Source organism: Paenibacillus sp. B46(2026), assembly GCF_056786355.1.
In genome coordinates this window covers 4799999-4823911 of the sequence record NZ_CM165907.1, presented here as the reverse complement: position 1 = coordinate 4823911, position 23913 = coordinate 4799999, and the positions used below count along the sequence as shown (strand labels likewise).

The 23913-nt window shown below is 45.3% G+C and carries 25 protein-coding genes; 16 read left to right on the top strand and 9 right to left on the bottom strand.

Features of this window, described 5'->3' with window-relative positions; translation table 11 throughout:
* Positions 1-25: 25 nt before the first annotated feature.
* Positions 26-694 carry an HAD family hydrolase gene (locus AC1S8V_RS21595; RefSeq protein WP_482070686.1) on the bottom strand — a complete coding sequence of 223 codons (669 nt, stop codon included), beginning with the start codon at positions 692-694 and terminating at the stop codon, positions 26-28.
* 502 nt (positions 695-1196) lie between these two features.
* Between AC1S8V_RS21595 and AC1S8V_RS21590 the strand changes: the two genes are divergently transcribed.
* The 6 genes from AC1S8V_RS21590 to AC1S8V_RS21565 all read left to right on the top strand — a co-directional run bounded on the left by AC1S8V_RS21590 (position 1197) and on the right by AC1S8V_RS21565 (position 8346).
* The gene (locus tag AC1S8V_RS21590; RefSeq protein ID WP_482070685.1) at positions 1197-2123 is read left to right on the top strand and encodes an ADP-ribosylglycohydrolase family protein; all 927 of its coding nucleotides are present in this window, start codon (positions 1197-1199) and stop codon (positions 2121-2123) included.
* Between the two features lie 26 nt (positions 2124-2149).
* Positions 2150-3397, top strand: a complete 1248-nt coding sequence (locus tag AC1S8V_RS21585; protein WP_482070684.1) for an MFS transporter — start codon at positions 2150-2152, stop codon at positions 3395-3397.
* A gap of 402 nt (positions 3398-3799) precedes the next feature.
* Positions 3800-4747 carry an alpha/beta hydrolase gene (locus tag AC1S8V_RS21580; protein ID WP_482070683.1) on the top strand — a complete coding sequence of 316 codons (948 nt, stop codon included), beginning with the start codon at positions 3800-3802 and terminating at the stop codon, positions 4745-4747.
* A 125-nt stretch (positions 4748-4872) separates the two neighbouring features.
* Positions 4873-5973 carry a hypothetical protein gene (locus tag AC1S8V_RS21575; protein ID WP_482070682.1) on the top strand — a complete coding sequence of 367 codons (1101 nt, stop codon included), beginning with the start codon at positions 4873-4875 and terminating at the stop codon, positions 5971-5973.
* 151 nt (positions 5974-6124) lie between these two features.
* Entirely contained in the window at positions 6125-6823 is a 699-nt protein-coding gene (gene sigK / locus AC1S8V_RS21570; RefSeq protein ID WP_145323447.1) for an RNA polymerase sporulation sigma factor SigK, read from the top strand.
* 161 nt (positions 6824-6984) lie between these two features.
* Positions 6985-8346, top strand: coding sequence for an amino acid permease (locus AC1S8V_RS21565; protein ID WP_482070681.1), 1362 nt, complete (start codon positions 6985-6987; stop codon positions 8344-8346).
* Positions 8347-8402: 56 nt separating this feature from the next.
* Here AC1S8V_RS21565 and AC1S8V_RS21560 read toward each other — a convergent pair whose 3' ends face one another.
* Entirely contained in the window at positions 8403-9587 is a 1185-nt protein-coding gene (locus tag AC1S8V_RS21560; RefSeq protein ID WP_482070680.1) for a serine hydrolase domain-containing protein, read from the bottom strand.
* A gap of 170 nt (positions 9588-9757) precedes the next feature.
* On the opposite strand from AC1S8V_RS21560, the gene AC1S8V_RS21555 reads away from it, so the two are divergent.
* Positions 9758-10210, top strand: a complete 453-nt coding sequence (locus AC1S8V_RS21555; RefSeq protein ID WP_482070679.1) for an Lrp/AsnC family transcriptional regulator — start codon at positions 9758-9760, stop codon at positions 10208-10210.
* Between the two features lie 95 nt (positions 10211-10305).
* Here the strand turns inward: AC1S8V_RS21555 and AC1S8V_RS21550 are convergent, their stop codons facing one another.
* Complete coding sequence (locus tag AC1S8V_RS21550; protein WP_482070678.1) at positions 10306-11511, bottom strand: MFS transporter; 1206 nt, start codon at positions 11509-11511, stop codon at positions 10306-10308.
* Here AC1S8V_RS21550 and AC1S8V_RS21545 point away from each other — a divergent pair.
* Positions 11420-11623, top strand: coding sequence for a hypothetical protein (locus AC1S8V_RS21545; RefSeq protein ID WP_482074625.1), 204 nt, complete (start codon positions 11420-11422; stop codon positions 11621-11623). The genes AC1S8V_RS21550 and AC1S8V_RS21545 overlap by 92 nt on opposite strands.
* A gap of 14 nt (positions 11624-11637) precedes the next feature.
* Here AC1S8V_RS21545 and AC1S8V_RS21540 read toward each other — a convergent pair whose 3' ends face one another.
* The 3 genes from AC1S8V_RS21540 to AC1S8V_RS21530 all read right to left on the bottom strand — a co-directional run bounded on the left by AC1S8V_RS21540 (position 11638) and on the right by AC1S8V_RS21530 (position 14161).
* The gene (locus AC1S8V_RS21540; protein WP_482070677.1) at positions 11638-12501 is read right to left on the bottom strand and encodes an alpha/beta hydrolase; all 864 of its coding nucleotides are present in this window, start codon (positions 12499-12501) and stop codon (positions 11638-11640) included.
* A gap of 56 nt (positions 12502-12557) precedes the next feature.
* Entirely contained in the window at positions 12558-12980 is a 423-nt protein-coding gene (locus tag AC1S8V_RS21535) for a MarR family winged helix-turn-helix transcriptional regulator (protein ID WP_482070676.1), read from the bottom strand.
* A 116-nt stretch (positions 12981-13096) separates the two neighbouring features.
* Positions 13097-14161: an ABC transporter substrate-binding protein gene (locus AC1S8V_RS21530; protein WP_482070675.1), complete on the bottom strand. Its 1065-nt coding sequence runs from the start codon at positions 14159-14161 to the stop codon at positions 13097-13099.
* Positions 14162-14327: 166 nt separating this feature from the next.
* On the opposite strand from AC1S8V_RS21530, the gene AC1S8V_RS21525 reads away from it, so the two are divergent.
* Both AC1S8V_RS21525 and AC1S8V_RS21520 read left to right on the top strand, forming a co-directional pair.
* Positions 14328-15404, top strand: a complete 1077-nt coding sequence (locus AC1S8V_RS21525) for a FecCD family ABC transporter permease (RefSeq protein ID WP_482074541.1) — start codon at positions 14328-14330, stop codon at positions 15402-15404.
* A 2-nt stretch (positions 15405-15406) separates the two neighbouring features.
* A complete protein-coding gene (locus AC1S8V_RS21520; protein WP_482070674.1) occupies positions 15407-16174 on the top strand; it encodes an ABC transporter ATP-binding protein in 768 nt (255 codons plus the stop codon).
* A gap of 122 nt (positions 16175-16296) precedes the next feature.
* Here AC1S8V_RS21520 and AC1S8V_RS21515 read toward each other — a convergent pair whose 3' ends face one another.
* Positions 16297-16929, bottom strand: coding sequence for a DUF421 domain-containing protein (locus AC1S8V_RS21515; protein WP_482070673.1), 633 nt, complete (start codon positions 16927-16929; stop codon positions 16297-16299).
* 155 nt (positions 16930-17084) lie between these two features.
* Between AC1S8V_RS21515 and rnhA the strand changes: the two genes are divergently transcribed.
* From rnhA to AC1S8V_RS21490, 5 genes are all read left to right on the top strand, one after another.
* Positions 17085-17741 (top strand): ribonuclease H, encoded by a 657-nt coding sequence (gene rnhA, locus AC1S8V_RS21510; protein WP_482070672.1) that lies wholly within the window; start codon positions 17085-17087, stop codon positions 17739-17741.
* Positions 17742-17951: 210 nt separating this feature from the next.
* Positions 17952-18821, top strand: a complete 870-nt coding sequence (locus AC1S8V_RS21505) for an alpha/beta fold hydrolase (RefSeq protein ID WP_482070671.1) — start codon at positions 17952-17954, stop codon at positions 18819-18821.
* Between the two features lie 170 nt (positions 18822-18991).
* Positions 18992-20110: a serine/threonine protein kinase gene (locus tag AC1S8V_RS21500; RefSeq protein WP_482070670.1), complete on the top strand. Its 1119-nt coding sequence runs from the start codon at positions 18992-18994 to the stop codon at positions 20108-20110.
* Positions 20111-20339: 229 nt separating this feature from the next.
* The gene (gene imm48 / locus AC1S8V_RS21495; protein WP_482070669.1) at positions 20340-20780 is read left to right on the top strand and encodes an Imm48 family immunity protein; all 441 of its coding nucleotides are present in this window, start codon (positions 20340-20342) and stop codon (positions 20778-20780) included.
* A 31-nt stretch (positions 20781-20811) separates the two neighbouring features.
* On the top strand, positions 20812-21351 hold the full coding sequence (locus AC1S8V_RS21490; RefSeq protein ID WP_482070668.1) for an RNA 2'-phosphotransferase: 540 nt from the start codon (positions 20812-20814) through the stop codon (positions 21349-21351).
* Positions 21352-21526: 175 nt separating this feature from the next.
* Here AC1S8V_RS21490 and AC1S8V_RS21485 read toward each other — a convergent pair whose 3' ends face one another.
* Positions 21527-22384, bottom strand: coding sequence for an SDR family oxidoreductase (locus AC1S8V_RS21485; RefSeq protein WP_482070667.1), 858 nt, complete (start codon positions 22382-22384; stop codon positions 21527-21529).
* 160 nt (positions 22385-22544) lie between these two features.
* Positions 22545-22970 carry an Rrf2 family transcriptional regulator gene (locus AC1S8V_RS21480; RefSeq protein WP_482070666.1) on the bottom strand — a complete coding sequence of 142 codons (426 nt, stop codon included), beginning with the start codon at positions 22968-22970 and terminating at the stop codon, positions 22545-22547.
* A gap of 422 nt (positions 22971-23392) precedes the next feature.
* On the opposite strand from AC1S8V_RS21480, the gene AC1S8V_RS21475 reads away from it, so the two are divergent.
* Complete coding sequence (locus tag AC1S8V_RS21475; protein WP_026080959.1) at positions 23393-23869, top strand: DUF6790 family protein; 477 nt, start codon at positions 23393-23395, stop codon at positions 23867-23869.
* Positions 23870-23913: the final 44 nt, after the last annotated feature.

The window sequence follows — 23913 nt, the reverse complement described above, 5'->3', positions numbered from 1 at the left end:
TTAAATCGCGAAATTCGTGCAGACCTTAGACGGTAGTGACGAGTGGCTTCGAGATCAAATCCTTAAAATCAAGGTCGGTCAAGCAAGACAGCCGTTGGTGAGGCATATCGAATTCCAGTGTTCCTGTAATGGTATTCGAGATGACTACGCAGTGCATACCAGCCGCAGCAGCTGCACGCGCGCCGTTAGGTGAATCCTCAATCGCTACGGCTTCGTCTGCAGTTACTCCAAGGGCTTCAAGCGCTTGATTGTAAAGTTCCGGGTCAGGCTTCACATTGGCAACATCATCTGCCGTACGGATGACTTCAAAATAATCTTTCAGTTTCAGTTGTTCCAGATGCTGTTCAACCCACTCTCTTTTAGAGCTAGAGGCCACAGCCAGTTTTAGTCCGGCTTCACGTGCTTGATCAAGATATTCTTGAATGCCCGGACGAACCACCTCTTTGTTCATCAATGCAGCGTGCTGCAACTGAACGGATTCCCTGAACGCTTCCCGATCAATCGGAAGATTCAAATCTGTGATGAGGTACTCATATGGATTAAATGTTTTCAGACTGGTACCGATGCATTGTGAGTACATCTCCAGGGTTAAATCCACGCCGTGTTCCTTGTAAGCATCACGAAAAGCAATATACCATGCTGTCTCTGTATCAATAATCGTTCCGTCGAAATCAAACACCAGTGCCTTAATCATAAATTTGTTCCTCCTGTTTCAGAATTAGTTTTGGGATAAAGTTAAATGAAAATTTTCTGCAAATTCATTCCCGTATATTCATTAAACTGCGGGATGTTAGTTGACGCAACAAACCTACAATGAATAATAAATTGGGAGAAAATATGCGTTTGAAGCTAATAAAACCGTAACATAGGACAAACAGAAGGGTCAAGCACGTCATGAATGTTTACATTGAAAATTTTCACATGGATGACTTATTTTCAGAAAATGGTAAACGTTGCAAACCGTTAACCCCTTTGCATGTAAGCGGTGTACTGAATAAACTGTATTTTCAGTGCAAAAAAATAAAACTTTTTTTATGAAAATGAGTGAATCTAATCGTTCAACAGCTTTCGACACTTTTATAATAGAAGAAATGAAGCTCGTTTTATTGCATTTATTAGCTTTACGCCGGATTGGACCCTGTGGGAGAATGGAAGAAAGATTCTGAAAGTATATGGAGTAAGGGAGGAACACAAGCATGCTGCACAAGGATCGTTTCGATGGTTGTTTCGTCGGGCTTGCAGCGGGTGATGCGTTGGGAACTACGGTGGAATTCAGCAGCCCGGGTACGTTTGAACCTGTTACCGATATCGTGGGTGGCGGCGTATTCGGGCTGGATGCTGGACAGTGGACAGATGATACATCTATGGCTCTATGTCTGGCAGAAAGTTTGGTGCGAAAGGCAGACTTTGATCCTGCGGATCAGATGCGCAGATATACCAATTGGTACAAAGTCGGGTATATGAGCAGCACAGGCATGTGCTTCGACATAGGCGGGGCCACACGAAGTGCCTTGGAGAGGTTTGAGTTAACTGGAGAAGCCTACAGCGGAACAACCGACCCGATGACGGCGGGCAATGGCTCTATTATGAGACTTGCACCTATCGCAATGGCTTACGCCAATCGACCGAAGGAAGCGGTCCATTATGCAGGGATGAGCTCCCGTACAACACATGCCGCAACGGAAAGTGTGGAGGCATGTGAGGTACTGGCTGCGATACTTGTTGCTGGCCTGAGCGGAGCGGAGAAGAACGTCATGCTGATGCCGGAGACATGCCGACAGTGGAGGGAAGAGACTGCTTTTTCGCCCGCAATTGAAGAGGTTGTCATGGGTTCCTATCAGAGCAAAGAGCCGCCCGAAATTAAAGGCAGCGGTTATGTGGTTCGTTCACTTGAAGCAGCATTATGGGCGTTTCATAAGTCCTCAAGCTTTGAGGAAGGCGCGTTGTTAGCTGTTAATCTGGGTGATGACGCGGATACCACGGGTGCGGTGTACGGACAAATCGCGGGTGCTTATTACGGACTCAGCGGTATTCCGGCACACTGGCGGGACAAGCTGGCCATGCGTGAAACGTTTGACCAATTAACAGATGCCTTATGGTTGAAGGCGACAGAAAATCGTTGATGAAGAGACAGGAGAAGAGAACATCTATGAGCACCACAGGACACACAACAAAACCACAGGCTTCACAGTCCGGTAAACGAGGGGCGTTTCCATTATCCCTGTTATGCCTGACGATTGGAGCTTTTGCAATTGGTATGACTGAATTTATTATTATGGGCCTGCTGCCCAATGTGGCAACAGACCTGAATGTAAGCATTCCACAGGCAGGACAACTCATTACGGGATATGCGCTTGGTGTAGCGGTAGGTGCGCCGATTTTGACCGTATTTACACACAAGATTCCGCAGAAAAAACTGCTGGTGCTGCTGATGTGCATTTTCATTATCGGTAACGCATTGTCTGTCATTGCTCCCACATACGGGTTGCTGATCTCGGCACGGATATTAACGGCATTTGCCCATGGTACGTTTCTGGGTGTAGGTTCAATCATGGCAACACGACTTGTTGCGCCCGAGAGAAGGGCAGGAGCGGTATCGGTGGTTCTCGCAGGGCTCACGATTGCCAACATTATTGGTGTTCCTTTTGGTACGTTTATCGGGCAACAGCTCGGATGGCGTTCATCTTTCGGGGCGATTACGATCTTAGGTATCATTTCGTTAATTGGCATCATTCGTTTCATTCCCGTCCTACCTCAAGGTACACCAGCGAACCTCGGCCAGCAATTCCGGAATCTGGTTCGTCCACAAGTATTACTGATCCTGCTCGTTGGAGCGATGGGATGTGGAAGTCTGTTCGCCGTGTTTACTTACATTACGCCGATGCTTGTGGACATTAGCGGTTTTGCCGAGCAGAATGTGACCTGGATTCTGGTGCTCTTCGGATTCGGCGTTACCTTGGGGAACATGGTTGGCGGCCGTCTGGCAGACTGGAAGCTGATGCCTTCCTTAATCGTTAACTTCGGTATACTGGCGGTTCTTCTATCTGCACTTACACTTACGCTGGAGAATCCGTATCTCGCGGTAATCACCATATTCTTCTGGGGTGTGGCGGCTTTTGGTATTATGCCAGGATTGCAGATTCGAATCATGAATATGACCCGCGAAGCGCCACTGCTGGCGACAACATCAAGTCACTCCGCATTTAACCTGGGGAATGCAGGCGGCGCCTATCTGGGCGGATATGCAATTACCCATACGGGACTTATTTCGGTACCTTTGTATGCAGCAGTTATTGCCGGATTGGGTTTGCTAGGACTGCTCTTCAGTCTGTTCATGGAGCGTAAACATCATGGGCCAGAGATTGTTGAGGTTGCAGAGGCAGCGTCGGCAAGTTGAAAATGAAATCTGTTCGCCTCAATTCTTTCGTTGAACACGGAGAGTTGAGGCTTTTTTATATCATGATGAGATCCGGATTGGGGGAAGCGAATAGCGGTATGGTGGTGTGCAGAAGTATACTTTTTAAACTATAAGATATAGTTATTTAAGTTTTTTGATGATGTACAAGTCTTGTGAGGTGATATAATAAAACTGTAATTGGAATTCATTGTAAATTATGGATCGTGGATCTTTACTTCCGTATTGGGAAAGGGGAAGGATGGCGGTCCGTATTCATGCGTGGAAAGGAGGAACTTTGCTTTAAAATGTAAGTGCTTTCAATTGGGGTTTGTGTGTATCTGAAAGACCTGTTATGAGGTTCGTACACGGTTTAAAATCATATTCCAAAGGAGATTGATATTGATGAAAAAACGTTTGTCCAAGATTCTGAGTCTCTCCATCACAGCAGCACTCCTTGTACCAACGATGGCGTCTGCAGCCGATATACAGGAAACTGCAGCTCCAACCCCCATTCAGGCGGTGATAGATCAGGGAGCGACTGGCACCATGGATAATACGGGGCAAAATGCGCTGGCTAACACTCCGGTTGTGCCTGCACCGCCGGGTTATGATGCCTATCGTAACAATATTCCGCACGGAAATACCAATCTGATCTCCTATTATTCCACAACGGTAGGCAATACACGGAAAGCGACGGTGTATACACCGCCAGGATATTCTCCGAATAAAAAGTATAACGTCCTGTATCTCCTGCATGGCATCGGCGGGGATGAGTATGAGTGGGTTAACGCCATGAAACCCAAGAACATTCTGGACAACCTGTATTCCGAAGGCAAGCTGTCAGATATGATTGTTGTCATGCCGAATGGCCGTGCCATGAAGGACGACCGTCCAGTCGGTGACATTTTTGCTCCGGACAAAGTGGCTGCGTTTGAACGGTTTGAGCAAGACCTGCTCAAGGATCTGATTCCTCATATCGAGGCCAATTATCCGGTGTACAAAGACCGCAATAGTCGTGCGTTGGCCGGTCTATCCATGGGTGGTGGGCAGTCGCTTAACTTCGGATTGAAAAATCTGAATACCTTCGCTTGGGTAGGGGCCTTCTCGGCCGCACCGAATACGCAATCTGTATCGCAGCTGGTTTCCAACCCGGGACAAGTCGCTAGCCAACTTAAATTGCTGTGGTTATCCTGTGGATCGAGTGATGGTCTGTTATGGGTCAGCCAGAATTTCAAAAACGGCTTGAGCAACATGAACATTCCGCATACCTGGTATCTGGATGTAGGTGGACACGAACCATCTGTCTGGAACAGCGGCCTGTATCAGTTTTCACAACGCATCTTTAAATAAGAGCAGGCCTCCATACAGGTGAATGAGCAACGCCTCAGTTCTGTATTGTACAGAGCTGAGGCTAATTATAGCAGAAGGTGTTTTAAGATGATGGAAGGGATGGACTACAAAAGGAGGGATAACATTTGCAATTGAATGAAGTGCTAAAAGAAGAGTACTATTACGATTCCAGTGGTAAACCCAATGAAATAGTTCAGAGCTTAGGTAATTGTTTGACTAGAAATATTTATTTTATGCTTAGAAAAAGATTTGAAAACCCAACACTCTTAATGAGTGCTTACATTGATGATTTCTCCATGATATTAATGACTGATGTCCAAGATCGAATCATAGATATCCAAATAAATGATATAAAAAGTCCTGATTGTTATGTAATTGAAAAAAATAAAATAGAGATAGAGAACAATGGTCAACAAGCGATACAACATATTGAATCATTACTCCGACAAGAAGAGATTGTTTATGTAAATACAATGATGAAGCTGGTTCCATACTACCGGACCTTTAAAGAAAATCCGAGCAAAGAAGAACTTTCTGTGGTAGATAGTCATATTTGTTTAATATTAGGTCAAACCAATGATGATTTTTACTATATGGATAATCCGGTTAATTATAGCGGGAGATTTAGAGCATATTCAGAAAATAAAAGCATCGGGATGGATTCCAAATCTAATTTTTTTAATGCTTTTAATCGCCAGTTTAACTGTTTTACGCTAGAGCCTAATGATGTCGAGTTGAGAAATCTAGACACTAGAATACCTTATATCATGAATCAATCCGTTGAAAATTATAAAACGAAAGTGATCGATAACAACGATGGACAAATCGTGTATCCTGGCAGAATTATGCTTCGAAAGTTTATTGATTTATATACAAATGGACAAATTTCCTTGAATGATTATGTGAAAAACAAAGATCGTGATGTGTTCACCCTTTCCAGAACCGTTTTTAACAGGAACCTGGATAGAAAAAAAGTTCTATTATTGTTTTTAGAGGATCTGCCCTGTTGTCCTTCAAAACAAAAACTAGTGCATACTATGGAAGAAAATATAGCAAAATGGGAATTAGCCAAAAATATGCTGACAAAAAAATTTATGAAAGAGGATTTTGTCTGTGATGAGAAGATGGGTGTTCTTTTAGAGCATGCCTTGGAATCCGAGGATGTTTTGTTCCAAACACTGGAGGATCATCTTGATTTCATAAATACCACTCTCATTTTTAAGTAAGTCTATTTATGACGAAGAAATGAACCGTGCGGTCGAATTTCCTTTTTCAAGTGTACATGCACTTCTGGGCCTCTGCCTACATACAATAGATCGACCCTGTTCCCCCACGTGCTCAGGCCAGATCGTTGTAAAACCGCAGGAGGTGTCATCTGTGCCCGGATTGTTTACCGCTATTGCTCTATTCATTAAGGAGTTAACGTTACTCGTCTCGTATGTCAAAAATAATGCGTTCCCCCAGCCACTGGCTGAGGATGATGAAGCCAAACATTTACGCCTTATGGCTGAAGGCAATGCTCACTCCCGCAATCTGCTCATTGAACACAATCTGCGCCTCGTCGCGCATATCGTCAAGAAGTTCGACAATACGGGTGAAGATCAGGAAGACCTGATTTCCATCGGAACCATTGGTTTGATCAAAGCCATCGAAAGTTTTCAACAAGGTAAAGGTACAAAACTTGCCACATTTGCGGCGAGATGTATTGAAAACGAAATTTTGATGCATCTGCGTTCCCTGAAGAAAACACGTAAAGACGTATCCCTGCACGACCCCATCGGAACGGACAAAGAGGGCAATGAAATCACGCTTATCGATATCCTCGGAACAGAAGCCGACGACGTTGTAGATAAAGTGCAGCTCAAGATCGAAAAAAGTAAAATTTATCGCAATCTCGATATCCTCGATGATCGGGAGAAGGAAGTCGTGGTTGGTCGATTTGGCCTGGAAGCGGGCGGGGAAGAGCGTACCCAGCGCGAGATTGCCAAGGAACTTGGAATTTCACGCTCTTATGTATCGCGAATTGAGAAGCGGGCGTTAATGAAGTTGTATCATGAGTTCTATAAGCAAAAATAGTGGCTGAACAAAACCAGAGGGCGCCTTACACAAAGGGGGCCTCTTTGCTGCGCGAAAAATATATAAATGAGGGATAGGTATTCGGGGCAAATTATTATATGATGAGTAATAATATTTTGCATCGTAGAGAGCATTTGTAGAAAAGAGAGTGGTGGTTGATCATGCAGCAAGAAACGTTAACAAGGGGATTAAAGAACCGACATGTGCAGTTGATGGCCATAGGTGGTGCGATCGGTACAGGTCTGTTTCTCGGAGCAGGCAAAACGATCCAACTGACAGGGCCATCCATCTTGCTGGCCTATATCATCACGGGTGTTGTATTGTTCCTGATCATGCGTGCATTGGGGGAACTGCTGCTTAGCAACTTGAAGTATCATTCCTTTGTGGATTTCGTGCGCGATTACCTGGGAAATATGGCCGCATTTATTACAGGCTGGACTTACTGGTTTTGCTGGATTTCCATTGCTATGGCTGACATTACCGCTGTTGGATTGTATACGCAGTTCTGGTTTCCGAATGTCCCTCAGTGGATGCCGGGGTTAATCGCGCTGGTCATATTACTGATCATGAATCTGGCGACAGTCAAGCTGTTTGGTGAGATGGAATTCTGGTTTGCCCTGATTAAAGTGATCGCCATTCTGGCACTCATTGTTGTTGGTCTATATATGATCTTCAAAGGTTTTACGACGGATCAGGGCCCAGCGAGCTTCACCAATCTGTGGAGTCATGGGGGATGGTTTCCGAATGGACTGCATGGATTCATCATATCGTTCCAGATGGTGGTATTCGCCTTTGTAGGCATGGAACTGGTGGGACTCACAGCGGGGGAAACGGAGAACCCGGAGAAGGTTATTCCGAGAGCCATTAACCAGATTCCGATCCGGGTACTGCTCTTCTACGTTGGCGCATTGCTGATTATTATGAGCATTTACCCGTGGAACGCCATTGTGCCTACGGAAAGTCCGTTTGTACAGGTGTTTGCCGCTGTAGGTATTGCGGCCGCTGCAGGAATTGTAAATTTCGTTGTGTTAACATCAGCGGCTTCGGCGTGTAACAGTGCCATTTTCAGTACAAGCCGTATGGTGTTCTCCATGGCAAAAGATCACAACGCGCCTGAGTCGTTTGCACGGCTGAACAAGAGGAAAGTTCCTTCCAATGCGCTGTATTTCTCCACGATTGTTATTCTGATCGCGATTGTGCTGAACTATGTGATGCCGGAGGGCGTATTTACACTGATCACGAGCGTGTCGACTGTATGCTTCATCTTTGTCTGGGGCATCATGGTCATCTGTCATCTCAGATATCGTCGTACTCAGCCCGAACTGGCGAGCCGCAGCCGCTTCAAACTGCCACTTTATCCGTTCTCAAACTATTTGATTTTGGCTTTTCTCGCGTTTGTGCTAGTGGTATTGGCATTGGCTGAGGACACGCGAGTGGCGTTATTTGTCACTCCGGTGTGGTTTATCCTGGTTGCGGGGATTTACCTTCTTAAAAAGAGAAATTTGAATAGTAACAGACAGTAGGTCTTACCTTCGTTGCAAAATAAAGCCGCCCAATGATATTGGGCGGTTATTCGTATTTATATTCTTGCAGCCTCTTTGCTTTCACGAATGCCTGCGTAGATGGCATCACAGATATCGGTGGTATACTGGCCCGACATCCCTTCAAGTGCCGTGTTGGTGAATGCTGCAACACTAAGTTCTTCTTTTGGATCAACAAACCAGGAATGGCCGTAAGTTCCACCCATCCGCCACGTACCCGGTGATTCGTGTGTACCAGCTGCAAGAGGGTCTTTAAGTACTGTAAAGCCAAGTCCAAACCCTCTTCCCGGCCAATACGGCATCACGAGATCACCAATTTGATTGGTAGACATCTCAGCGGCAACGGCTTCCGTAAGGAGAGGCTGTCCTCCTTGTCGCAATGTTTCAAGTAAAGTAAGAAAATCTCCGGTACTTCCAACCATACCCGCTCCGCCCGATAAGTAAGCAGAAGTATGATTCGCACGGTTGGGGGCAAGCCGGAAACCGGCAGTACCTTCAATAAAAGGAACCTGCTCCAACTCATTATGAAGGAGACGCGGTTCATCAGAACCATCAGCGTATGCGGCTGTCAATCGATCCGAATCCACCGCAACAAAGTCAGTGTCGGTCATATGGAGTGGATGAGTAACCAGCGTTTGAACAGCTTCTCGTAGTGACATTCCAGTTACCTTTTCAATAACGGCACCAAGTACATCTGTCGCAATGGAATATCTCCACATGTTTCCTGGCTCATACAGAAGAGGAACAGAAGCCAGCCTTTGGAGATTCTCCTCCAGACTAATTTCAGATAAATCCATTCCATCCGAGATCCCTGCACGTTCATAAGTGCCTTGCTCTTCTTGGAAGAAACGGTATGTTAAGCCTGCGGTGTGCGTCATCAACTGATGCACTGATATTGAAGCGTCCTGACCATTGGCAAGTTTGGGCCGGAATGCAGGAAGCCAGCGGGTCACCGGATCATGCAGACTCAGCTTTCCTTGTGAGATTAATGCCAGAGCTGCTGTCGATACAATGGGTTTGGTTACGGAAGCAAGTCGAAACAGAGCATTTTCCGACATAGTCCGCTTCTGCTCCCTGTCTGCGAAACCAGCAGCCCGGTTGTACACCAGTTCCCCTCTAAAAGCAACTTGTACAACCGTTCCTACGATTCTTCTTTCACTTAGAGCACGGTCAATGGCTTCATTCACATAAGTATGCATTGCCGTCATATTTTCTTTTTCCATTTCGATCTTCCTCTCTTTAGATGATGTGCTTGATTAATTATTGTTACTGTGATTATTATATAAATGATTTGTCTTGTATCACATGAGGCATTAAAGGTATTATGATGAATTAACGAATATACTTAAGGTAATTTTTAAATATATCTTATGTATTTTAAGGAGTGGATCACATGGACGAAATTGATCAGCATATTCTGTTTCACTTGGAGAATCAGGCGAGATTATCCATGACTGAATTAGGCAAACTGGTGGGATTATCTCAGCCCGCTGTTACTGAACGAGTCAAACGAATGGAAGAAAAGGGGATTATTGAGGAATATCGTACCGTGATCTCCCCATCCAAATTAGGCAAGCAGAGCACGGCATATGTTCTTTTTCGTACACGGGATTGTTATCCCTTTCTGGATTTCTGTCGTGCGTCACCTGAAGTTGTGGAATGTTATCGGATAAGTGGGGAGTATAACTACTTGCTGAAAATCCTTACAGACACGATCCAGGGACTCGAAGAGTTCGAGAACAAGTGCGACCCGTATGGCACTTACATGACCTTAATTACGATGTCTTCTCCAATTGCACATAAAAATCTCATGGAAGGAACGAATCTACTGGCACAGTCAGAATAAGATTATGCTCTCTAAAATGAAAAACAGAAGAGGAGTCCACATCAAGTGAACTCCTCTTTTGTCCTATGTGCAACTCATGCACAACTGCCTTCCTGTTAATTTCCTCTGGGAAATCCATACTTATAAGCACGCATAGCTACGAGTAGAGCAGGAATGAGCAGGATAAACAGTGATCCGGGAAGGTAACCAGCTCCAAATACCTCAAGAAGAATGCCGCCAACAATCCCCCCTCCGCCAATCGCCACATTAAATGCTGTAACCAGCATCGATTGAGCTACATCTGTACTTTTACCCGCGGCTTGAGCAATGGCAGTTTGTAGTAGTGTGGTAGCCCCACCAAACGTAAGTCCCCAGATCATGATTCCTAGTATAATAATAACAGGTTGATGAGTAGCGATTCCGATCACGACAGAGGCCAGAGCGAATGATGCCAAGCTAATGATAACCAATCTCCTCAAAAATCGGTCAATGAGCATTCCGGTTAACCAAATTCCAACAATGGAAGTAATACCGAAAATGAGCAAAATCAAGTCTACTCTGTTAACAAATACGGTCTGGGCAAGGTAGGGAGAAATATAGGTATATAGGATGTTATGGGCAAGCATCCAGGCCAGAACAACAAACAGAATAGGCCTAACTCCCGGAATTAAAAACACCTTATGCAGGGGAAGACGTTCACCAGCTGGCTCTCCGGCAAAATCCGGCATTTTCCAGAGAACCCATACGATTAAAGCCACGGTCAGAAGAGAGACCATCCCGAAGATGAGGCGCCAGCCGAGATAAGAACTGAGAAAACTACCGATTGGAACACCAAGGGCTAATGCCACCGGTGTGCCGACCATAGCCACGGCCATGGCTTTACCTTTTAACGAATCCGGGACCATCCGACGAGCATAACCTGCTGTCATTCCCCATAACACACCTGCAGAGATCCCGGCCATGAAACGAGCGGCAAGTGTCAGGATATAATCCGAGGATAAGGCAGTAACGGTATTAAAGACAAGAAATCCGCTAATGCATGCCAGCAGAAGAGGTCGGCGTCTCCATCCACGTGTAGCAGCAGTCAAGGGAATGGCAGCAACAAGTGATCCAATGGCATAAAGAGTCACCAACTGTCCGGTAAGAGCCTCTGTGATCCCCAAGTCTTTTGCAATTCGCGGCAGCAGTCCCGCAGGCAGGCTTTCAGTGAGGATGCAAATGAATCCAGCCATGGCTAATGTAAGAAGCCCAGCCCACGGAAGGCGTTCTGAAGATATGGAAGGCAGCTCCCTTTGCTTTGGGAGGGATGTGTTAACGGCCATGAATAAAAACCTCTTTTCTTATATTTTAATCCTATCCAGAACTATGCATATAAGCTTATCTAAAAAAATCAAATTTTTGCATACAGGATTAAAGGTAAAAAGAAGGTTTTAACATGATAATTAAATTTAATTTGCAAGTTTCTCCGTTAATCCAAAGGATTGCTGTCTGAGCAACCATTTATGAATGATCTCCACAGCTTCCATGTACCGTTGGCCTACCAGTAAACCCGTATGCGTCGTATCCCACAGTCCGGCATATTCAGCATCCAGCTGCTTGGCAGTTAATTTGCCTCTCTGATCTTCGTCTTCACAGGAAACAGCTTTGATCACCAAGCTGGGGCAATGGATCAGGTCGCCATTAATGGATACACCGCCATCTGCTCCAAACATAACGGAAAATGTGCTAAATGCCTTCGAAGACTCCATCTGAAGATATTTATGCTGAAATGCAATGTCATCTGCTGTCTCATCTATACTGGTCAGTTCATCACGGACAGGTGCAGGAATGATGATCCCAGGTGTGATACGATCACTTTCCGGGTAGGGTATTAACCCATGGACTTCCTTGCTCAGACTGGCGTCGATCACAATCAGGCCTGCCAGAGTAACGGTTTCAGCAATCTTTTGACTGAGAATCCCGCCCATACTAAAGCCAATAAGAACGGGAGGTTCGTTAAACTCGGCTAACACTTCACGAATATCCTCCAAATAATCGTCAAACGTAATCTTTGTCATGTCCATGACCCGACTCTTGTAGTGACTCCTCAGGTTCATGACATAACAGGTCCAACCGTGCTTGGCAAAGTGGGGGATGTATTTGCTCCACATCCAGCTGCCTGTGTATGCACCGTGAACGAACAGGAGTGGTGGCTTCTGGGTCGCTGTTTCTTCGTCATAAACCGGGCTTCCTTCGAATATTTCCAAGTGTAAATCATGTTCTCCGATCTTCTTTACCTCATGTTCAGGTAACCATTGGGTGTAGTCTGTCATACCAAAAACCTCCTCTAAACTATTTGTTTGATATCAAACTATTTCTCCAAAAAAAATTAGAAGTTGCCATGAATTTTCATTAAAATTCGAAGCAGTTCTTTTTTCTCCGCTTCCGTAACGTCCGCATAAAACACGTCCAGCATGCGCTGCGAAATCTCTTCGAAGACCGGCTTTAATTCTTCGCCTTTTGCAGTCAAAGCCACATGAACAACTCGTGAATCTGTTGCATCACGCTCCTTGACGACGTATCCGGTCCGCACCAATTTGTCCACAAGAGCAGTCACCGTGGATTTATCCTTGCCAATTTTTTTGGCAATCTCGGCCATGGTCATTCTGTGATTGTTGTACAGGGCATAGATAATATCTCCATGGGACGTGGCGAGATCCTGGATTCCCTGTTCAGCCATCTCGGCCAGGATGAAGCGGTTAACCTTCTCTTTAATTTTGGATATGAGTGAAATAGCGTCTCTTGTTTTCATATATGCAATATAGTTTGTTATCAAACTAATGTCAAGCTTTGATCTATGATTTATTGCACGCGCAGTATAAAAAAAGAGCAGTGAGAATGTCTTCTCCTGCTCATTTGCTCCAGTCACTACTTGATCGGATTAGCTTTCATTTCCTGTCCCATTTTCTCAATACCATCCAGGATTTGATATCCATAACCCCAGAACTGGCTGAAATCTGTGACATAGATCTGTTTGTTTTTGATTGCGTTCATACTTTGCAGGGCAGGGTTGGCATACAGATTTTGAATCAGCTTGTCGATATCCGGTGAACCGGCATACGCGGACAAGAGCAGGTAGTCCGGGTTCGCTGTGATCAGCTGCTCGACACTTACCTCACCTTGCACACCATCAAACGTATTTTTCAGCTTCAACAGGCCAAGTGCATCAAGCTGATACGTATCGTTCTGCATGCTGCTTACTGTAATGGTGTCTTCCGTAGCGGGTACGATGTAAGCAAAAGTATGCTCAGGCTGATCGGCTACACTTGCCTTAATGGCTTCAACACGAGTTTTCAGACTTTCTGTGAATGTTGCGGCATTTTCTTGAACGTCGAAGATCTGCCCAAGTTGTGCAATATCGCTATACAGGCTATCTAGTGTCCCTTTGTGGTTCGTTGTTTGCAGGAAAGTACGGATGTTCATATCATTCAATCCATCCACGGTACCCACGCCCCAGTCAGCGTCTGCGAACAGGTCGCCCCGTCCGAGTACCAGATCCGGGCTTGCGCCTACAACCAGCTCTTTACCCACATAATCCTTGGACAATACCGGGATTTTGGCGAACTCATCCGCCACATCCGGTGTAACAGAACCGTACAGAGCAGCAACACCGACCATTTTATCGGTTAGACCCAATTTGATGAGCATCTCAGCCGCAGATTGGGTATTCGCAACAACGCGTTCAGGTGCTTTATCGAATACTTGCGCTTTAGGTTTCCACTCGCCGCCCTCACCCGAAATCGTGAAATTCTCAATGGTGACCGGGTACGTCGTTTTATTTGTATTCTCAGCAGGAGCTGAAGTTTCTGTCGCGTTAGTTGTTGAAGTTGTTTCTTCGGCAGGGGAAGAAGTTGATGCATTTGAGCAGGCTGCAAGTAGCAGTAACAGTAGACTTAGAGCAGCGAAGCCAACGGTTCTGGATGTAAATTTCATTAAATGATGAACCCCTTTTCTATGTGTTTTAAATTGACAAAGATAATCATTCTCAATTATAATCCGAGAAAATGCTTTGTAAATAGCTAAATTTAATATGTTCTACATTTTACACGAATTGATGGGGGAAGAGATGACACAGACGGTTCAGGTTCAGACACAGCGTATGGGGAAAAGAGAGTCTCTGATTCATAGTAAATCCGGGTTTGCTTTACTGATTGCAGCTTTAATCATGATTACGCTTATATCCGTAGGGATTGCAGTTTCCATTGGACAGGTACGTATTCCGCTGACAGAGTCATATCGTATTCTTTTAACCAAATTAACGGGATTTCAGTGGGGGACAACACCAATTGAGGCAGGCTCCTTTACCGATATTATCTGGCAGATTCGCTTTCCGCGTGTGCTGATGGCGATGTTTATCGGTGCAGGGTTGGCCTTGTGCGGTGCTGTAATGCAAGCTGCTGTGCAGAATCCGCTGGCTGATCCATACATATTGGGCATATCCTCAGGCGCTTCACTCGGAGCAACCTTTGCCATTCTTATTGGATTCGGTGCGATTGGGTGGCTTGGTCAGACGGGGGTGGCTTTTTGGGCCTTTGCTGGAGCGATGGGTGCGTCCTTACTGGTTCTGACTTTGGCAGGGATTCGAGGTAAAATGACGTCAGTCAAGCTGGTGCTTGCCGGAATGGTGATCAACGCGCTATGCAGCGCCTTCTCCAATTTTATTATTTACTTTGCCAACAATGCCGAAGGCATCAAAACGGTGACGTTCTGGACCATGGGTAGCCTCGCGGCTTCCGGGTGGAACAAGCTTCCACTGGTGGGTATCGTTGTGCTGGTAGCGATTCTGTTCTTCCTTTTACAGTCCAGAGTTCTCAATACGATGTTACTGGGGGATGAAGCAGCGGTTACGCTCGGTATTAATCTGAGTGTGTACCGCAGGTTGTACATGCTGTTAACCGCTTTGGTGACAGGCGTCATGGTGGCGAGCTGTGGCATGATTGGTTTTGTCGGACTGATTATTCCGCATATTGTGAGAGGTCTGGTGGGGTCCGACCATCGTAAAGTGATGCCTGTATCCGTGCTGTTTGGAGCCATTTTCCTCATCTGGACAGACGTTATTGCACGATCCCTCATATCCAGCGTGGAGTTGCCGATCGGTATTATTACGGCCATGATTGGTGCACCAATGTTTATGTATATGCTGGTCAAAAAAGGCTACGGTTTTGGAGGAAATTAACCATGAAACTGAACGTAGAAAATGTATCCATTTCTGTGCTGAACACGGACATCATCAAGGATATTTCATTACAGGTGAACGGCAAACAGTTCGTTGGACTAATCGGACCGAATGGTTGTGGCAAATCAACGCTGCTCAAGAGCATCTATAAAGTGATCAAACCGCAGCAAGGCAAGGTTTTTCTGGATAATACAGATATTCTCAAATCCAGTCCAAAGCTCGTTTCCAGACATATGGGCGTTGTCGGCCAATTTAATGAGCTCAGCTTTGATTTTACGGTGCGTGAGATGGTCATGATGGGTCGTACTCCACACAAAAAAATGCTGGAGACGGATAATGAACGGGATCATGAAATCGTGGAGCAAGCTCTGGAAAAAGTACATCTGACTGGACATGCAGATCGCAATTACGTGTCTCTGTCTGGTGGAGAGAAACAGCGTGTGGTATTGGCGCGTGTACTGGCACAGCAACCTGAATTTCTGATCCTGGACGAGCCAACGAACCATTTGGACATCAAATACCAACTTCAAATTCTAAATATTGTCCGTGGACTTGGCATTGGTATACTTGCAGCGCTTCATGATCTCGAACTCGCCGCAGAATATTGTGATTATCTCTATGTGGTGAAAAAGGGCCAAATTGTGGTCCATGGCAAACCGGCTGATATTCTGACTCGCGAGATGATAGGTGAGGTATTCGATGTAGATTGTGAAATTTATAAGAATCCGGTAACGGGTGGATTGGGTATTGCTTACCTGAGTACATGGTGATTAGGCGTATCTCAGTTATCTTGAGGAACTAGAAGACATCGATCTGGACCGTACCTTGTTGGAGCACTGTTGATAAGTGCTTACAGGTGCGGTCTTTTGTTTTTGGTAGTGTGAGGACGTATCTATTGAAGTTTTGGATCGACGGGTTGAGCATGAGTACCTTTGCTGACTTCTTCGAAAATATCTGAGGAGTTATCGCTATTCGTGGAAGACTTGCTGCTGTTGTGTTGTTGAGATTGTTCTCCCGTTAGTGGGCTACCACCTGCAATCGTATAGCTCCGCAGTATCTCCTCGAGATCTCCTATTGTTACAGGCCGAGCATGTCTTTTCATGACGAAACCGAGCTGACCATTGGGTTCCACGGTTGCCGTTTCCAGGTCGTCTACACTCGTAATACCATGCTGTCTCAGGTGCATCTCAAGTTGATCTATCGTATAACGCATACTTTTCAGATTCGAGATAATGACCTTTCCATCCTCTACCACGATTTTGGAACTGCCACTCATTAGCCGTTCAAAAACATTAAATTTCAATTGCAGTTGTTCCACCACAAGCAATGTCGCGATAAATACCGATGCTGATCCAATCGCTTTGCCAAGCTCATGATTCGCGATGGGCTGCACAATCGTTGTTCCGATGGAGATCATGATGACCGTTGTGACGACACTCATCTGCGAGATCGACTTGCGTCCTGCAATTCGCAGCAGAATCATGCCGATAAGTACAAGTAAAACGGATTTCCATATCCAATCCATAAGTTGTATTCCTTTCTATTCCAGTTTGTTCTTTGCTTCTTAGGCTGTTCTGGAGATGAGGGAATTATGCAGTTGGCTGAATCCATAGCTTTCATTCCGCCTACCGGATCGTTTACAATAGGGTATTGATGAAGTGAACAAAGGAGCGGGTCACAGTGGCGAAACCGAAATACTATGTTGTCTGGGAAGGCAAGAAGCCAGGTGTGTATAACACATGGGCAGATTGCAAAGCGCAAACGGATCATTATACTGGAGCAAAATATAAATCGTATGAATCGAAAGCAGCCGCTGAAGAAGCGTATCGCGCCGGTTGGAAAGGGAACTGGGGTTCGAGTGCCGGCGGTAGTGGGTCGAAGACGAAATCGGCTAGTAGCGGAAGAAGCGCAGGTATGGAAACGTCGGAGGAAGTGGATTATGACAGCATCTCTGTTGATGTGGGTACACGCGGCAACCCTGGACCTGTAGAATACAAAGGGGTGGACACCCGCACAGGTGAGATTATTTTCTCCGTTGGTCCAATCTCCAAAGGCACGAACAACCTGGGCGAATTTTTGGCCATTGTACATGCCCTCGCACATCTGAAGAAAGAAGGCAGTACCAAAACGGTGTATACCGACTCGGTCAATGCCATGAAATGGCTGAAGCAGAAAAAAGTAGCTACAACGTTAGCACGGGACAATTCCACGGAAGAGATCTGGCTGATGATTGATCGTGCGGAGCAGTGGCTCCAGATGAATACGTACAGCAATAAAGTGCTGAAATGGCAGACCAAACAGTGGGGCGAGATCAAGGCCGATTACGGCCGAAAATAGAGCATTTTCTCTGGTATTGCCTCATTATTAATTTTCTATGAGAAACGATGTTTACAATTTCCAGTTTCCATTCTATAATCATTTCAATATCATAAGTTACACATATAGAGGAGCCTGCCATCTGCAGGCCCTCTTTATCTTTTTGGAGCATTGAGTTTCTGGTTTAATCGCTAGAATTGGTTATTTGAGTATATATCGCAGGAGGCAGAAATGAGTCCCATATACAGAAGTGAAGAAGGAAGAAGCAGCATACTTGAGGAGTACGAAGCCTATCTTAATGAACTTGGCGAAGGATTTACACGAGAGTATGTGGAGACACGGTTTGGACAGACGCATGTTTTATTGACAGGTCCTGAGGACGGTAAGCCTTTATTTATTCTCCAAGGCGGAAATTGTGTGAATCCCATGACATTGTCCTGGTTCTCTTCCTTGTTCAAACAATACCGGATTATCGCCCCCGATACGATCGGTCATCCCGGCTACAGTGAGGAGACACGGATATCGGCACGATTCGATAGTTTTGCGTTGTGGATTTCCGACTTGCTTGATTATTATGAGATCGAAAAAAGTGCGTTTATCGGTCCTTCTTTTGGTGGAGGAATTATTCTTAGACTGGCAACCTACATTCCAGAACGAATTGCATGTGCTGTATTGGTCGCTCCGGCAGGCCTGGCTGTTGGTTCCAAAATCAAAACCGTTCAGGATATCGTTCTTCCACTTGTTAAGTACCGGATGACTTCTTCACCATCTTCTTTACAAAAAATTACGGACAGCATGTCGTGCAACTGCATGAAAGAAATGGATAAAAACATCATTGGTAAAGTTTTCAAGCATGTCAGGTTGGAGCAGGATCTGCCCAAGCTCACGGAGAGAGAGGAACTGGTGAACTACACGTCCCCAACCCTGTTATTGGTCGGAGAGAAGGATGTCTTTTTCCCTGGGGATAAGTGTATCGAACGAGCTCAGAAAATTATTTCGAATGTAGAATCAGTCATGTACGATACAGGTCATTTTCCATCGCAGGACGTTTTAGTTCAGATGAACAAGGAAATAGGACAGTTTTTACACAAGAATTATTAAAAGCTGCGGGGATTGGGACGGTGGAACGTTTTATCAGTTTAAATAGAACAAACCGTCCCCTTTGTCGATAACAATAGAATATGAGTGCCTCTTATCTTAATTAAGAGCGTGCAATTCAGTAAGGAATAGACTAGTATTAAGCTTGATACATTAATTATTGAATATTCCATATGAAGGTGTTTCGAATTGCATCTTATGGTTTATATATATGGTTGGCGATGAAACGTCTGTCCGGTTGGAGCTCAATGATGCGTTATCCGGTAAGTCTTCCGATCGACAAGGTTGAAAAGAGGTCTGTTATGAGAAAAGACAATTGCAAAATGGCATTGCAGCGCAATGTGATTATAAATGATACATATCAGGTAAGACAGGTATTAGCCAGCAGCGAGTTGGCTATTGTATATGCAGGGCGAGATCGTAACACGGGTGCCAAGGTAGCCATTAAGGAATTTTTCCCACAGAGACTGGCTGCACGTCAGGCAGACAAGCGAGGGGTATTCTGTTCATCGCGGGGATATGGTGGGCAATATCAGGAGTTACTGGCTGCGTTTCTGCTTGAAGGTGAACTCTTGTCGACACTGGATCATCCTCATATTGTTTCGTATTTGGATCATTTTGAAGCGAATGATACGGGTTATTTGGTTATGGAATACTGTACGGGGATTACGTTGACGGAGTATCTGAATGAACATAATCATGCTCTTGATGCTGCCTTCATTACAGAGACGCTGCTTCCACTGGTGGATACGCTGGATTATATACATAAACAAGGAATTCTTCACCGGGATGTGAAACCTTCCAACATTATGGTGATGGAGGACGGTACACCGAAGCTTCTCGACTTCGGCTCAGCTGCCCGCTGGCCTATGCAATCTGGTGAGAAACAGGCGATATTTACATCTGCAGGTTATTCTCCACTGGAGTTCTATTCAGAGAAATCCAGTCAGGGACCCATGTCGGACATCTATAGCCTTGCGGCACTGCTCCATTATTGGACATGTGGGCAACCTCCCATGGATGTGAAGCAGCGATTATTCCAAGATGAATTGCCATCTGTTCGCTCACATAATGAGTATGTAAACCCTTGGCTCGCTCGTGTTATTCATTGGGGGCTGACGGTTCGTTCCGAGAAGCGCTGTGCTTCCCTGGCCTGGGTCAGAAGCTCGCTTCGAGTTCAAGCCTGGGTGTGGAAAGTGCGCAAGCCAGGTACAGTGGAATGGTCTTTTGCCGAGAATGAACATACGCAGATCTATGAACTGGAGCCGAAAAAGCAACATGAGACGGCATAAGAGAGTATGATTTTTCTAAGGAAGAAGAGTTTATTTTATCGATGCATATCAAGTGAAGGTGAGCCAAATCAACTCGTGATCGGGGGATTTGGCTTTTTCTCATCCTAGTCTAAACAACAGGCCGAAGTGAATCGATAGAATTTGAAACGAACACCCCAACTCCGATACAATGTTCTCATAGAGTCTGAGAGAATAGATTAAATACGGTGCAGAAATGGAGAAAACCAATATGACTGAATTTATCAACGCTGAGGATATTAATGACGTTATCCTGGCTGCGGCGGCAAATGAGCTGGAGCAGATGGTGGACAAAATATGTGAGCTGATGGGCACACCGTTGGAACAAACGACGGAACTGGAGCGTCAGGTGATGGCTGCTTTTGGGTTTGGTGCGGTGTATGGCATTACGAACAGGGATCAGCTGGCAGAGCCACAAGCGCATGCACTAAGTATCCGGATGCTGATTAAGCCGTTTAACTACAGTGAGCAACAGGCCGTCGACTTTGCCGATGATCTGATTCGGGTGGCTTCCGATCGTGAGGTTCATCCGGTGATGAATACGATTATCCAACGTGGGATTGACGGACACCGCCAGTTCAATCAGGAAGACGATGAAGGATTGGAACGTAACATTCAGGAGATTTTAACAGCGGTTCAATTGCAAAAATAGACGGTTTTATTAGATGTGGGAGATGATTGCATTGGATCTGATGAAATTAAGCAAGGAACTCTCATACGCTCTGCGACATGCACCATGGGAGTATGAGCTGGAACTGGACGAAGAGGGTTGGGTGGAAATCTCGCAATTGCTGGTGGCTTTACATGAAAGTCATCAGTGGAAGGAAGTCACGCAAGCCGATCTGGAGCAGATGATTCAAGCCTCGGAGAAAAAGAGACATGAGATCTCTTCAGGCCGTATTCGGGCATTGTATGGACATTCGACTCCGCATAAGATATCCAAGTCACCTGCTGAGCCACCCGAAACACTATACCATGGTACCCCGGCACGCGCAGTGAATTCTATTATGGAACATGGCTTACAGCCGCGGCAAAGGCAATATGTACATCTGTCCGCAGATATCGATACGGCCAATCAGGTGGGACGAAGACGTGATGATCAGCCTGTTATTCTGAAAATCAATGCTGCTCAAGCGGCCACAGATGGAATCCTCTTTTACCATGGAAATGAAAACATCTGGCTGGCCGATCATATTCCCGCACGTTATATTCTTAAGCCATGAGCGATGAACTGTTGTGGAAAGCACAAATACCTACATCGAATTGCAGTTGCAATCAACGGGGGTGAGTGTACAGTCATCCGTTCAACTTGTATATCGTTGTTGTATTGATCGTTAGCTACACCAAAAAGGGACGCATCCAACATCCGTTGGTGTGTCCCTTTCTCGATTCCAAAACTTACTTGCCTACAATTGCTTTGATACCTTCGCTAAGTGGCTGAGCTGGACGGCCAAGCAATGTCTCCAGTGTATTACTTTCTACAGCCAATGCGCCTTCACGGATGGCACTTTGCATATCAACGAGCATCGATACGACAAAGTCTGGTAGACCTGCGCCTTTCATGATGTCAGCGTAAGCGGCATCGTCCACGTTTTGCACGTTGATTTCCTGTCCAAGCACTTCACCAACAATGGCAGCCAGTTCAGCTTGCGTGCGTAGTTTGCCGGACAATTCATATACGGTATTCTCATGTCCTTCGCCTGCGAGCACAGCTGCAGCAGCGTGGGCATAGTCACTGCGGGTAGCCCAGCCTACTTGGGTGTCGTTGGTGGCATGAACCCAAGGTGCGCCTTGCGTAGCCGCTTGCACACTGCCTGCTTCATTTTCCAGATACCAGTTGTTGCGCAGGAAGGAATACGGAATGCCGGATTCACGAATAGCTTGTTCTGTAGCGCGGTGAACTTCCGCCAGGGAAAGGGTATTTTTCTCTGTATTCACAACGCTTGTGTAAGCGATGAAACCCACGCCTGCGCTCTTGGCAGCGTCAATGGCAGCCTGATGTTGGTGAATACGGGTTTCATTATCACCATCGGTGGAGATGAGCAACAGACGTTCTACACCGGCAAAAGCTTTCTCCAAAGTCTCCGGTTGATCGAAATCACCGTGACGCACGTCAACGCCTTGAGCGCGGAGTGCTTCCGCTTTCTCCGGATTACGTACACTTACTGCCAAATCTTTGGCAGAATCCGTTTTTAACAATGCCTCTACGACCAGTGAACCCAATTGACCTGTTGCGCCAGTAACCAAAATTTTCATTTTCTTTTCCTCCTATGATATGTGTTTTGGTTGGATACGACTTGCTAACTCAAGCCAGATAAGTCGTATACGGTTATTACTTGCATATGGATGTAATCAAAAATGTTATAACAGGTGTGATTACAACAAAAGGGTTAAAAAAAGCTCGCAATGAGCTTTTTTATTCAGAGACATGAATCTGATCCATCATCTGCTGTATGGTTACACGATTCAAGCGCTGTTCCATTGCTGTCTGAGCCTCAATGAGTTCGGCACGCAAGGTGTGTTCAATCATGTTGCCGACCGGACATTGTGGATTCGGATGTTTGTGAAAGTTAAACAATTCCCCATCCTCCACGACCTCAAGCGCTCGATATACATCGAGAAGGGTAATGTCCGCCGGATCTTTCAACAAGGAAGCACCGCCCACACCGGGTCTGACGTCAATCAGACCAGCCTGTTTCAGCTTGGACATAATCCGCCGAATGATCACGGGATTTGTATTCACACTCTGCGCGATCACATCTCCGGTGCATTCATTGGGCATAACAGCGATCAGGGACAGTGTATGAACCGCAATGGAAAAGCGACTGCTGATTTGTCTCATGGGATAATCACCACCGTTGTAACTATAATAGTTACAAAGTGATCGGATGTCAATTCTTTTATATCACATGTTAATTGATAGTTGCTGTTATCCTGTAATTGTAGATGATCAAACAGATGATATTGAACTATCGCTTGTGTCAAATAAATGAGTTGTAGTTCTTTTGAATCGTTAAAAAAGAAGTAGGATTCAAACTGTTTAATGTAATATTAGGGCTAAATTCCTAGTATTTTCAAGTTAAATGGAACTATATGGTTTTCTTGTTTGCGTACAGAAGAATAAAAATGACAAAAGCTTCGACATACTAGAAAATTATGTATGAATTGACAAATGTAAAAGCGATTATATAATGTGTTTATCTACAAGATTGTACATTTAGTTACAAATGATTTCAAATAACAAACGGCGGGAGTGGGACAGGCATGTGGTTTTTGGTTCTATGGTTGTTAGGTCTAATTTCAGGGGGAGTACACCTATATGTGTTAGGTTTTCCCGGGGAAATGAGCGAGATTAGCAGAGTATTGCTGCTTCATCAGTTTGTGGTTACGTTTGGATTGGTTGGAGTGATTGGTTATGTTGTCAACATTGCCAGAGCGGATCAGACAGCCAAAATGTTAGGATGGCCTGGTGGACCATTTCAGGTTAAATACGGTTTTTCTCAGGTAGGGCTTGGAGTTATGGGGATTATGGCCATCTGGTTCCAGGGGAACTTTTGGGTAGGTGTATTGGTAACGATGTACATATACGGATTAAGTGGTCTTTGGTCACATACTTATGTCATGATTAAAAATCGCAAGGCAGATGGAGACAGTATCGGGAATCTCATTATGGATGTGGTGTATCAAACGTTTATCACGGTTCTCTCCGTATTGGCTGGCGGAATCTGGGTAATGCACTAAGCTGTAATTGATTTTTTGCCTTACACAGCTTGAATCTCAATTAA